This window comes from Litorivivens sp. (assembly GCF_041625495.1).
Lineage (GTDB): Bacteria > Pseudomonadota > Gammaproteobacteria > Pseudomonadales > Spongiibacteraceae > Litorivivens.
The window spans coordinates 1-11,949 of sequence record NZ_JBFJTH010000118.1 but is presented as its reverse complement, the minus strand read 5'-3'; the positions used below and the strand labels follow the sequence as shown (position 1 = coordinate 11,949).

The 11,949-nt window shown below is 55.2% G+C and carries 11 protein-coding genes; 5 read left to right on the top strand and 6 right to left on the bottom strand.

Annotated elements, in window-relative coordinates:
- Positions 1-352: 352 nt before the first annotated feature.
- Positions 353-688, bottom strand: coding sequence for a hypothetical protein (locus ABYP39_RS13285; protein WP_372782970.1), 336 nt, complete (start codon positions 686-688; stop codon positions 353-355).
- 263 nt (positions 689-951) lie between these two features.
- Between ABYP39_RS13285 and ABYP39_RS13280 the strand changes: the two genes are divergently transcribed.
- Positions 952-2,307 carry an OmpA family protein gene (locus ABYP39_RS13280; protein ID WP_372750431.1) on the top strand — a complete coding sequence of 452 codons (1,356 nt, stop codon included), beginning with the start codon at positions 952-954 and terminating at the stop codon, positions 2,305-2,307.
- A gap of 83 nt (positions 2,308-2,390) precedes the next feature.
- On the opposite strand, the gene ABYP39_RS13275 is transcribed toward ABYP39_RS13280, so the two are convergent.
- Complete coding sequence (locus ABYP39_RS13275; RefSeq protein ID WP_372782968.1) at positions 2,391-3,440, bottom strand: PA0069 family radical SAM protein; 1,050 nt, start codon at positions 3,438-3,440, stop codon at positions 2,391-2,393.
- A 183-nt stretch (positions 3,441-3,623) separates the two neighbouring features.
- Between ABYP39_RS13275 and ABYP39_RS13270 the strand changes: the two genes are divergently transcribed.
- Complete coding sequence (locus ABYP39_RS13270; RefSeq protein WP_372759006.1) at positions 3,624-4,745, top strand: CNNM domain-containing protein; 1,122 nt, start codon at positions 3,624-3,626, stop codon at positions 4,743-4,745.
- Here ABYP39_RS13270 and ABYP39_RS13265 read toward each other — a convergent pair.
- Positions 4,708-5,472 (bottom strand): TSUP family transporter, encoded by a 765-nt coding sequence (locus ABYP39_RS13265; RefSeq protein ID WP_372759005.1) that lies wholly within the window; start codon positions 5,470-5,472, stop codon positions 4,708-4,710. The two genes, ABYP39_RS13270 and ABYP39_RS13265, sit on opposite strands and share 38 nt — an antisense overlap.
- Before the next feature lie 159 nt (positions 5,473-5,631).
- Here ABYP39_RS13265 and ABYP39_RS13260 point away from each other — a divergent pair, with 159 nt between their 5' ends.
- Positions 5,632-6,465, top strand: a complete 834-nt coding sequence (locus tag ABYP39_RS13260) for a sterol desaturase family protein (protein ID WP_372748634.1) — start codon at positions 5,632-5,634, stop codon at positions 6,463-6,465.
- 14 nt (positions 6,466-6,479) lie between these two features.
- On the opposite strand, the gene dxs is transcribed toward ABYP39_RS13260, so the two are convergent.
- The 3 genes from dxs to ABYP39_RS13245 all read right to left on the bottom strand — a co-directional run bounded on the left by dxs (position 6,480) and on the right by ABYP39_RS13245 (position 9,655).
- Entirely contained in the window at positions 6,480-8,390 is a 1,911-nt protein-coding gene (gene dxs, locus ABYP39_RS13255) for a 1-deoxy-D-xylulose-5-phosphate synthase (RefSeq protein WP_372748633.1), read from the bottom strand.
- A gap of 114 nt (positions 8,391-8,504) precedes the next feature.
- On the bottom strand, positions 8,505-9,425 hold the full coding sequence (locus ABYP39_RS13250; RefSeq protein WP_372748632.1) for a polyprenyl synthetase family protein: 921 nt from the start codon (positions 9,423-9,425) through the stop codon (positions 8,505-8,507).
- Positions 9,422-9,655, bottom strand: coding sequence for an exodeoxyribonuclease VII small subunit (locus ABYP39_RS13245; protein WP_372748631.1), 234 nt, complete (start codon positions 9,653-9,655; stop codon positions 9,422-9,424). Before ABYP39_RS13245 ends, ABYP39_RS13250 begins: the two co-directional genes overlap by 4 nt.
- 117 nt (positions 9,656-9,772) lie before the next feature.
- On the opposite strand from ABYP39_RS13245, the gene ABYP39_RS13240 reads away from it, so the two are divergent.
- Both ABYP39_RS13240 and ABYP39_RS13235 read left to right on the top strand, forming a co-directional pair.
- Positions 9,773-10,504 (top strand): SDR family NAD(P)-dependent oxidoreductase, encoded by a 732-nt coding sequence (locus ABYP39_RS13240; RefSeq protein WP_372748630.1) that lies wholly within the window; start codon positions 9,773-9,775, stop codon positions 10,502-10,504.
- Between the two features lie 5 nt (positions 10,505-10,509).
- Complete coding sequence (locus ABYP39_RS13235; RefSeq protein WP_372782966.1) at positions 10,510-11,688, top strand: helix-turn-helix domain-containing protein; 1,179 nt, start codon at positions 10,510-10,512, stop codon at positions 11,686-11,688.
- The last annotated feature ends 261 nt before the right edge of the window (positions 11,689-11,949 follow it).

Sequence of the window (11,949 nt, the reverse complement as noted above, 5' to 3'; positions counted from 1 at the left end):
CGAGTGTCGTGACCAAAATACAGAGAAATAACCACAAACAACCACAGGAAGGTAATTCCGTCGGGAATATCTGCTTGCACATGCCCAACGTTGTAGAGCAACTGTTCGGCGAATGACAGGACAAGTGCGACCAGATAGCTACTGAATAAGACTGGAGTGAAGCGATTCCTGTTGCGCCATAGTAAGCGGCAGCACCATGCCCCCACAATACACTGGCAAAACCCAGTAGCTGGTACACCACAGACGATGGGCGATAGTCATCCTGTATCTTTACAATTTTGCTGCCAAGAATGTCAATGTGGCCGAGCAGCGTTACATTGTCGACGAATAGACCAAAGGGCAGCGTCAGGCTTTACACGGTTAGTGCCGCGGCCAAGAGCGTGAAGAAGATCAGCCCTGCCATTATTTTCGGTCGGAACTGTGCGTGGGCGTAATTGGCCATTAACCGGACAAAGCTGGTCATAAAGCCAAAGGCGCCAACGCCCTGCCAGCGACTGTGTTGGGCGAACTCTGGCAGTGCCGGCGCACCGAGCAGAGCGGCTGTTGAACTGAGGAAAAGTGCAGTAAAGCCGCACAGAAAGAGGTAGGCCCGGTATACGTGGCGCTGCCGGTTGGCGGAACTCAATGGCACAGCCTGTAACGCCGCAAACAGCTCGATAGCACAGGCTGCGTAATATATGGTAATCATGGATGGTCAGTGACCTATGATTCCGCAACCGTCAGTTGGGCTAATCTAGCGATTTTGCAAGGGGATTGCCAGTTGTGGACATAGGCAGACAACAGGGCCACTATTTTTGTTATGATCACGTACGGCGTTCTTATGAGTTGAGCGAACGCTGATGGTTACTACTAATTTTGCGGGCAGCGTCAGAAAAACAAAAACACCCGGTCCCGATGTGGGGGGTATCTGGAGACGCGCCAATATTCAGTCATGCGTGTAAGAGGAAAACCATGAAAAAGCTACTTGTTTTGCCGTTTCTGGCTGTGCCGCTAGGGTTGGCTGCACACGAGGCGGACAAAGATTTTGATCTGGGGCATTGGTATATCGAAGGCGGCTATACAGCCTCTAGCCTGAAGGATGCAGACAGCATTATAACCTTCGACAGCAATGCCAATACCTGTGAGGACCTGATTCCGCAGCTGGCGCCGGGGCCGCTGGGCTGTAATGCAGGGCAACAGAGCGGCTTTATTTTGCTGTTTCCGACCAATCAGGCGCTTGGGCCGGGTTCTGCTGCGACCTTTGATACAACCTACGATGATGGCAGCGGCTACGAAGTGTCGCTCGGTTATGACTATCCCGGTGCCTTTCGTCTGGAACTGAACTACACGGATTTCGACAACGACCTGGAAGAAGTGGGTGGCGTTGAAGCAGAAGATACCCTGCAATCACAGCAGTTGATGGGCAACCTCTGGTTTGATTTTAACGAAGACGGTGTGGTGCAGCCGTACCTTGGTCTGGGTCTGGGTGCGGCGAGACTTTCGCTGGAAGAAGCCGACGACACGGTCATGGTGGCGCAGGCTGGTCTGGGTCTTAATTTCGCGCTCACAGAACACCTGAAGATCAATCTTGGTTATCGTTATTTTGAAGGTAAGGATGCCGAGTTCACGAATTCAACCAGTGAATATCAAACCGAATACGGGGGGCAGCGAGTGTTGCTTGGTATTCGCTACGACTTCCTGGCCGAGCCACCACCGCCGCCGGATTCAGATGGTGATGGTGTTCTGGACGACCAGGATCAGTGCCCCAATACTCCGCGTGGCGTAGCGGTAGATCCGCTGGGTTGTCCGCTGGACAGCGATGGTGACGGAGTGCCTGATCACAAGGACAAGTGTCCGGGAACGCTGCCGGGAACTAAAGTCGATGCCAATGGTTGTCCGCTGGACAGCGACGGCGACGGTGTAGTTGATGCCAGAGACGAATGCCCCGCAACGGAAGCCGGTCGCAAGGTTCTTGATAATGGCTGTGAGTCTATCGTGTTGCGTGGTGTCAATTTTGAAAACAATCGCTCCACCTTAACACCGCAGGCTGAGCAGGTTTGTCGCGGAGTAGCTGAAATTCTGCAGCGCGCGCGCAATATCAATGTGGAACTGCAAGGCCACACAGATAGCGTGGGTGCCGCCGAGTATAACCAGAAACTGTCGCAGGCCCGTGCGGAATCGGTGCGTACCTGCCTGATTCAGAACGGCGTTGCTGCGTCGCGTCTCACGGCGCGCGGTTATGGTGAGTATCAGCCGGTGGCGTCCAACAGTACCGCCGAAGGTCGTGCCAAAAACCGACGTACTGAAATGATGATCACCAACAACTGATCAGTCATTGTTCCTTGAAAACGCCGCCTAACTGGCGGCGTTTTTATTTCCGGAACATTTTCGCTTGTCGTCAGTAGTAGAAGTTAGAAAAGTGCCATTTGATCGTCACCCGGAACATGAAACCGGGAGCAGTCCAGGGCTAGTGAACGCTCGGTAGACAATCCAAGACGTCTGGCAGCAATAGCAAAGCGGTGTTTGATCAGATCGGCAAAAACACCCTGACCACGCATTCGCTCGCCAAACCGGTTGTCGTAAAGTTTGCCACCGCGCAGCTCGCGTAGACGGCTCAGGACATGGTTGGCTCTATCCGGAAAATGCTCGCGTAACCACTCGCAAAACAGCGGGGCCACTTCGTGTGGTAGGCGCAGTAAAATGTAGCTGGCGCTTAGGGCCCCGGCAAAAGCCACCGCGTCGAGAATATCTTCAATTTCCGATTCGTTTATCAGCGGAATAACCGGGGCTATCAATGCCGAAACCGGGACACCGGCTTCGCACAGGGCGCGGATAGTTTTCACGCGGGTGGCGCCGGACGCGGTGCGAGGCTCGAGTATGCGTTTGAGGTTGTTGTCGAGGGTGGTAACACTGATGGCTACCTGCACCAGATTACGCTCTGCCATGTCGCCCAGCAGGTCAAGGTCGCGAAGAATCAATGCGCTTTTGGTAATAAGCGAAACGGGCTGATTAAAATCACTGGCTACTTGCAGCAATTGGCGGGTGATCTGCAGTTCCCGTTCGATGGGCTGGTAAGCGTCGGTATTGATGCCAAGGGCGATGGGTTCGCAGCGGTAGCCGGGGCGCGACAAAGCCTCGCGCAGCAGTGCCGGAGCATTGGTTTTGGCGCTGATCCGGGTTTCGAAATCCAACCCAGGTGAAAGATCCAGATAGCTATGGCTGGGTCGTGCGAAACAGTACACGCAGCCGTGTTCGCAGCCCCGGTAGGGGTTGATGGACACATTGAATGGAACATCCGGTGAGCGGTTGCGCGTGATAAGCGAGCGGGCGTGCTCGTGCCTGATTTCTGTGGGTACGCTGGCGATATTCGTATCGCTATCCGGGTCAAGCTCCAATGTGCGTATGGCGAAGCGCCCGGCCATGGTTGAAGCGCTGCCGCGGCCTTTGATTGAGGTGCTCATCGGTGATCTCTCACTGTGCTGTATTTATATACAGTATTTCGGTGGTGGTCATTTTGCAAGTGTGAGTGAACAGGAGTGCTTGGGTTACGCCATGTTTCGTGCAATACCGCGCACAACGGGCCGTGAATCAGCCGGTAAAAAGGGGTAAGGTAGGCGCTCTTGTCTAACTGAGTACAAATTCCTATGTTCACCCTGCTGGTTGCCTATTTTTTGCTGGCTATTGGCTTTTCCTTTCTATGCTCACTCTGGGAGGCGGTGCTGCTGAGCATCACCCCTGCTTACGCCCAGATCAAGTTTCAGGAAGGGGCTGGTATTGGCCGTCAGCTAAAGCACTTCAAAGACAACGTTGACCGTCCGTTGGCGGCGATTCTCACCCTCAACACCGTGGCTCACACCGTGGGCGCGATCGGTGTGGGGCAGCAAGCCACGCAACTCTGGGCCGAGACCAACCCGATGCTTACGGGGGTGGTGATTCCGGTGGTGCTGACGCTGGCGATTCTGATCCTGTCGGAAATCATTCCCAAAACCTTGGGGGCGAACTACTGGAAAGAGTTGGCACCGTTTACCGTCTATTCACTGAAAGTGGTGATTACACTGTTGCTGCCGCTGGTTTGGCTGAGTCAGCAGCTCACCGGGGTATTGCGCAAGGATAAAAGTCGCAGCGTGTTTTCACGGCGAGATTTTCTGCTATTGGCGGAGATCGGTGAAAAGGAGGGGGTTATTGAGAAAAATGAATCCGCTTTTATCGCCAATCTCCTGCGCTTTAAAAATATTCGGGCCAAGGATGTAATGACGCCGCGAACCGTGGTGAAGGCCGCGCCAATGGACCTTACCTTGCAGGAGTTTCATGAGCGCGAGGGCAATCTGATCTTTTCGAGGATTCCCATTCACGAAGAGGGCTCAAAGGACAAGGTCGTGGGTTATGTGCTGAAGGACGAGTTGCTGGTTGAGCTGGTGGACCATCACGGCGAAAAGCGGCTGCGTGATCTCAAGCGTGAACTGCTGACTATTCACGAGTCCTGTCCGCTGCCCGATATTTTCAGTCGTTTTCTGGAAAAGCAGGAACACATAGCGCTGGTGGTTGATGAGTACGGCGGCACCGCTGGCATTGTGACCATGGAAGATGTGATAGAAACCCTGATAGGTATGGAAATTGTCGATGAGATGGACAACGTCGACGATATGCAAAAGCTTGCCCGAGAGCGCTGGATGCGTCGTGCCCGCCAGATGGGGCTCAATGTCGATCCGGAGGCGGCAGCAGAGACGCCTAGCCCAGCACCGCCCGTGTCAGCCCCACCAGACTGATCAGCAGCAGGGCGCTGCCCAACACCCGCATGAACACGGCCGTATCTGCCTGTAACATATGTTCGTGAAAGCGCAGGCCGATCACGTGGCCGATCAGGGCGCAGGGCAGAAGCCAGAGATGGTGGATCAGCTGTAAATCCACGTCGAAATAGACAAAGGCCGCCATCTTGATGGCGACCAATACCAGCCACAGCACGAACAGCGTATCGCGCAGCTTTTCTTTGGCCACGTGCTGAGCAGCCACCGCGATAATCAGCGGCGCGCCAATTAACGAGGTGCCGCTGATATAGCCACCGAGCAGTAAAAACACGGTGTCCACCACCCGGCTTTTACTTTGAAAGGGCCGGTTGAAAATATACGACAGTGAGTAAACCGCCACGATGCTGAAGATCACACCGCTCATGAGTGCTGAGGGTAGTGTGACCAGCCCGAATACCCCCACCATTTTCGGAATGATCATGATAAGCAGCAGGTAGCGCAGGTAGTGCCAGTCAACGGTGCCCCCCTGCTGAGGCTTGCCGCGGTTGTTCTGGATGACAGTGATGGAGGCGAATACCAGCAGGTGGGCAGCTATCAGGGGCAGGAACACCAGCGCATCGTTGTGCACCAGCAGCAGAAACGGTAGCGACAGCACGGCGCCGCCGAAGCCCAGGCCCGATCGCACAAAGCCGCTCCAGACAAAAATCAGTCCGATCAGGGCGTATTGATACCAGAAAAGTTCCTGCACGCTGCTCACTTGGTCGCGGTTGGGCGCGCATTGTATGCGCCGCTCGGTGACATGAAAAGCCTGGGTTGCAGGCCGCCTTACGATTTCATTAAAACACTTGTATTACTTTTGCGGCATGCCTAAGCTGGCTCCATTCTTAGCGACGCAGGAAGGCATGCTGTGGTTAGTGTTGAAAATGGTGTTGTGAGTCAGGAGCAATTACTCGGGCTGTTTCTGGTGGGGATGTTTATGACGAGCTACCTGGTGGAGCTGGGTCGGGGAAGAATACAGCGCAGCCGTCAACCGTGGCGAGATGCCGTATTCAGTGGTGTGGGCGTGCTAGCGCAGATTGGTCTGTCCGGGCCGTTGCTCGGCGGATTGGTTGGGGTATTGGCAGCGGCGCTTTTCCCAACGTCGGCCGGAGGGTGGGCTCATTGGCCGTTTTGGCTGGCATTTTTTGGTTTCATTTTGTTGGAAGATTTCCTGCACTACTGGCTGCACCGCTACGCCCACGAATGGCGCTGGTTGTGGAGGCTTCATCGAACACATCACAGTGGTACGGCGATGAATGTTGGGCTGGTGTTTCGCTATAACGTTTTCTGGACGTTGATGTTGCCCCAAGCCTGGTTCGCGGCGCTGATGGTTTACATGGGCTTGCATGAGGTGTATTTCGCAGTCACCGCAGTCACCTTCACCGTCAATGTGTTGACACATATGAGCAGTCGCTGGGATCTATGGTTGTGGCAGAAGGTGCCGGGGGTATGGGGTTTGGTTTGCCGCGTCATTACGACGCCTGATACCCACCACGCCCATCACGGCATGGGGCGCGGCGCAAACCCTCGGGGCAACTATGCGGTTGTGTTTTTTCTTTGGGATACGCTATTTGGCACCGGCAAAATTCCACGGGCCCGACAGCTCAGAATCGGGTTGCCCCATTCCGGAAGGCTGCACTGGGCCGAAGAGTTGTTCTGGCCGTTAGTGCGGAAACCTCTTGCGCCAAAGCCCAAGCGTTAGCAGTTAGGCCGTGTTCAGGTTTTAACTGCGAGGACCTGGTTGGATTCGTCCAACAAGCGGGCAATGGATGCAAAGATACCATCGGCGTCGAGCCCGCACGCAGCGAGCATGGTCTCGTGTTTGCCGTGGTCGGTGAATTCGTCCGGCAGACCAAGGTTTAATACGGCATTGTTTCGACCAGAGGTATGCAAAAACTCATTAACCGCGCTGCCAGCCCCGCCGGCGATGGCATTTTCTTCCAGGGTAACGAGTAAATCGTGCTGGTCGGCCAGCTCCAGAATCAGTGCCTCGTCCAGGGGTTTGACAAAGCGCATGTCGGCAACACTGGCATCAAGTCTGTCGGCTGCCGCAATTGCAGCGGGCAGCAGCGTTCCGAAATTCAGCAGGGCGATATTTTTACCCTCACGCTTTATGGTGCCTTTGCCAATTGGCAGCTCGCGCATTTCCCGTTCAATGAGTGCGCCCGGTCCGGTGCCACGTGGGTAGCGGATGGCTGCAGGGCCGCTGTAACAGTAGCCTGTATAGAGCAATTGGCGGGTCTCATTTTCATCCGACGGCGCCATGACCACCATGTTGGGTATGCAGCGCAAGTAGCTCAGATCAAAGGCGCCGGCGTGGGTTGGGCCATCTTCGCCAACTAGTCCCGCGCGGTCGATGCCAAAGGTGACATCCAAATCCTGCAGCGCGATGTCGTGAATTAGCTGGTCGTAGGCGCGTTGCAAAAAGGTGGAATAGATCGCGACAACCGGTTTAAGGCCTTCGCACGCCATGCCCGCTGCGAGGGTGAGAGCATGCTGTTCAGCAATGGCCACATCGTAGTAGCGATCGCTAAAACGCTCGGCGAACTCAACCATGCCCGAGCCTTCGCACATGGCGGGAGTAATGCCAACCAGCCTTTGATCGACCGTCGCGGTGTCGCACAGCCAGTCGCCGAAGACCTTCTGGTATTTGGGCCCCTTGGGTTTTTTCACCGCTTTGGGCTGGACGGGACTCGGCTCTATCTTGGTAATGGCGTGGTAACCAATAGGGTCCTTTTCAGCAGGCTCAAAGCCCTTTCCCTTGCGGGTGATAATGTGGAGCAATTGCGGACCTTCCAGTTCACGCATATTGCGGATGGTCGGTACCAGTACGTCGAGATCGTGGCCGTCGATCGGGCCTATGTAGTTAAAACCCAGTTCTTCAAAAAGCGTGGCGGGGGCGACCATACCTTTCATGTATTCTTCCAGCCTACCCACCAGCTCCTTGGGATTGCCAGGTAACTTGGCCAGGATCTCCTTGCCGCCGCTGCGAATATTGTTGTAAACCTTGGACGCCCAGATTTTCGAAAAGTAGGTGTTGAGACCGCCTTCGTTTTTCGAGATCGACATCTGGTTGTCGTTGAGCACTACCAGCATGTCGGCCCTGCAGTGAGCAGCGTGGTTGATCGCTTCGAAAGCCATGCCCGCCGTCATGGCGCCATCGCCAATCACGGCAACGGTGCGTCGGTCTTCACCTTTTTGACGCGCGGCAAGTGCCATGCCCAGCGCTGCGCTGATACTGGTGCTGGAGTGGCCGACGCCAAAGGTGTCGTATTCACTTTCGGCGCGTTTGGGGAAGCCGGCCAGGCCGTCGGCCATCCGCATGGTGTGCATCTGCTCGCGGCGGCCGGTAATGATTTTATGAGGGTAACACTGGTGACCTACGTCCCATACCAGGCGATCGTCAGGAGTGTTGTAGACATAATGCAGGGCGAGGGTGAGCTCCACCACGCCAAGGCCGGCGCCAAAATGACCCCCGGTGCGACCCACGGTGTACAGCAGGTATTCGCGCAGTTGGGTGGCCAGCTCGGTCAGCTGTTCCTCGTCCAGATTGCGCAGATCCGCAGGGGCTGTGATGCCGTCAAGCAATGGGGTTGTGGGGCGCTTGAGCGGTATTTCTTTAAACATGTGCACCTGTGCCGGGTTGGTCCTTCAGGGGGCGTATTGTAACTGAAAGTTCACATAGTAGTACTCTTGCGGCTGACCTTGCCGTGCGCGGCCCCAACGCGGAGTTCGTGAGCTTCAGTGTTTGCGTTGAATGATGAATTCGGCCAGTTGCCGGAGCCTGTCGGCCCGGCTGTCGAAACCCTCTATCGCTGCCAAGGCTTGGGCAAACAGCGATTGGGCGTGCTGTTTGGCACCGTCGAGCCCCATGAGGGCAGGGTAAGTAGGCTTGTTACGGGCCAAATCAGCGCCCTGGGTCTTGCCGAGTACCTCGGTACTGCTCTCCAGGTCGAGAATGTCATCCTGTACTTGAAAGGCGAGGCCGATTGCGTGACCAAAGCTGTCCAACTGCCGCAATTGCGCACCGCTTGCGCCGGCGTATTGGGCGCCCATGTTTATGCTTGCGCGCAGCAGGGCTCCAGTTTTCAGCTGGTGCATGTTTTCCAGTAGTGTGAGCTCTGGATGCTTATTTACAGCTGCCAAATCAATGGCCTGTCCGCCAACCATTCCCCGGGCCCCGGCGGCAGCGGCCAGTGTTTTGATTAGGCTGACCTGGCGATCGGCCGGAATATTGGGTGCATTTGCCAGCAGCTCAAACGCGAGGGACTGCAATGCGTCGCCGGCGAGAATAGCCGTGGCTTCGTCAAACGCAATATGGCAGGTGGGTTTGCCACGACGCAGGTCGTCGTCGTCCATGGCAGGCAGATCGTCGTGCACTAGCGAATAGGCATGAATGCACTCGATGGCTGCAGCGATGTAATCCAGTGCATCATCGTTGGCAAAGCCGGGGTTGATAGCAAGCGCGCTGGCATACACCAGCAGCGGGCGCACCCGTTTGCCACCGTTCATGGTGCTGTAGTGCAGCGCCTCAAAAAGCGGCGTCAGTGCCGGAGACGCCGCTTTGGAATACTCAGATGCAGGTTTTCCAATCAGTCTGGGCAGAGCGCTTTCGATGCGGTGCTGGCAATCGCTGAAATACTCGGTAAACGGGGCACTCATGCTTCAGGGTCGAACTCGTCCAGATGCAGTTCGCCCTGCTGTTCGGTCAATTTTTGCACTTTCAGTTCGGCGGCAGTCAGCGCTGCCTGTGCTTCTTTGCTGAGTTTCATGCCATTTTCAAAGGCATCCAGAGAGGCTTCCAGGCTTAGCTCGCCGGATTCCATCCGTTCAACGATTGCTTCGAGTTCAGCGAGAGATTCTTCGAAATTTTGCTTTTTGGCTTTTGCCATGGGGCAGTCATCGTGATGAAAATTTTTCGAATTTTAGCACAGGCGGTGCAGAATATTGCATAGGGCAGTAAACTGCGTCACCGAATTGAAAATAATGAATTGACGGAGTTTAGCGACATGACTGACAAGGCAATAGCGTTGGTAACAGGGGCTTCCTCTGGCTTGGGGGCGGAATTTTGTCGCCAACTGGCGGAGCGCTGTCGCAAAATCATCCTTGTCGGGCGTCGGCGTGCGCTGCTGGAGGACGTAGCGTCCTCCCTGCGGGAGAAAGGTCTTGAAACCGTTGTTGTGGCTGAAGACCTGACGACCGAATTAGGTTTGACTAAGGTTGTTGAAAAGATTCGTCAGCAGGGGCCGGTCACGATTCTGGTCAACAACGCCGGCTTCGGCACAAACGGTCCTTTTGTCGACACTGATTTGGCGCTGCAGCAGAAAATGGTGGACTTACATATATCTGCGACGTTGCGGCTCAGTCGCGCCGTCATTCCTTATATGAAGGAGGCCGGCGGGGGTAGTATTATCAACCTCTCGTCGCTGGGTGCTTTTTTCCCAATGAAGGATATTGCCGTCTACGTCGCAAGCAAAGCCTTCCTCAATACGTTCTCCGAATCGCTGCAGAAAGAAGTAGCCCGCGACAATATACGCGTGCAGAGTCTGTGTCCCGGCTTTACCCACACGGATTTTCACGGTCGCGACGAGTTCGATAATTTTGACAAAAATAGCATCCCGGCGGAGATGTGGATGACCAGCGAGGCTGTCGTGACGGAAAGTTTGCAGGCGCTTGATGCCGGTGAGCAGGTTGTATTTATCGCGGGCGAACAGAACCGCGCGATGGTGGCGGGGCGTTAATAATCATGCCGACCATGGCCACGCTAGCGCAATTGGGTGCGGCCCAGGGGCTGATGCTGGTGTTCGCGGTGCTCAGCGTTGGGCATGGTAATCGCGCTGCTAACCGGGTGCTTGCGCTGTTTATCGGGGTTCTGAGCCTGCGTCTGTTTCTGCTCGCGCTCGAGTACCAGTCTTTCCATGCTGAGCGGTTTAATGTTGCAGTATTTTCCCTGCTGCACCTTAGTTATGCCATAGGTCCTTTACTGTTTTTCTATGTGCGCCTGCTGACTGTGCCCGAGAATCGATTGGCATTGAGGGATGCCTGGCACTTTCTGCCGATTCCGCTGGCAGCCCTGCTGATGTTGCCCGGTGGTCCGGTTCTGCCGTTGGACTTGAGTGGTTATAACCACTTTAATGCGTTGCCGGATGAGATTCGCACCCGAGTCATTTTGGCGTCGACCCCGGTATTTTTGTCACTGGGTATCTATTCCTCGTTGTGTCTGCGTATGCTCAAGCGCTATCACCGCTCCATTCGAGAGCGCTTTTCCGCGCTGGAGAGCATCAATCTTGACTGGTTAAGGATGCTGGTCTGGTTCTGCCTGACGATCGCGTCGTTCAGCTTTTTCGGTGAGCTTTATCGCGCCTTTGCTTTGCTCGATATAGGTCCGCGTTCCGCATATTCCGTTGTGTTCAGTGTGGCCTTGATTTACTACATGGGGCTGCGAGGTTTGCGTCAGCCACTGATCTTCGACCAGTCCGAGGGGGCTGCCGTAGCTGCGGGCTTACCTGAGATGCAGGGCCAGCCCGAACTCGGGGAGCATGGTGAGAAATACCAGAAATCCGGTCTGGGTGACGAGCAGATGGAAAGTATCTGGCGCAAATTGCAGGCCTGTATGGAAAGTGCGGCCCCGTATCTGCAGCCAGGTATCAAGTTGGCGGATATTGCGCGTATGGTTGGTACCCGGGCAAATTATCTGAGTCAGACGATCAACTCACGGGCGGGGGAGAGCTTCTTCGATTATATCAACCGTCATCGGGTGGAGTACGCCAAAACCCTGCTTCTGTCGGAGCCGGATATGACCGTTTCCGAGGTGGCTCTGCGCGCTGGATTCAACAGCCAGAATGTCTTTAACGGTCATTTCAAGAAGCGTGTCGGCAAAACGCCAACACAATTCAGAAAATTAAAAGGCTATACTAAACAATAGCTTAAGTTTTATCGCTTTCATTCCTTTCACATTCGCTGGGTTGTTTTCAGCCGCTGACCTATGGTTATGGTGAATTAACCGAAAGGCGGCGACCATGATAAAGAAACTGCTACTCGGCGCACTGGCGCTCGTCTTGATCGCAGGGTTGCTGGTACAGCTATCGCTCCGCGACAACCCGGCTGTGGCGGCCAACGGTGAGCGTCTTCTGATGACTCGCAGCGGACAGTCGCTGGAGGTTTACCGGCTTGGGCCGCCGCAGGG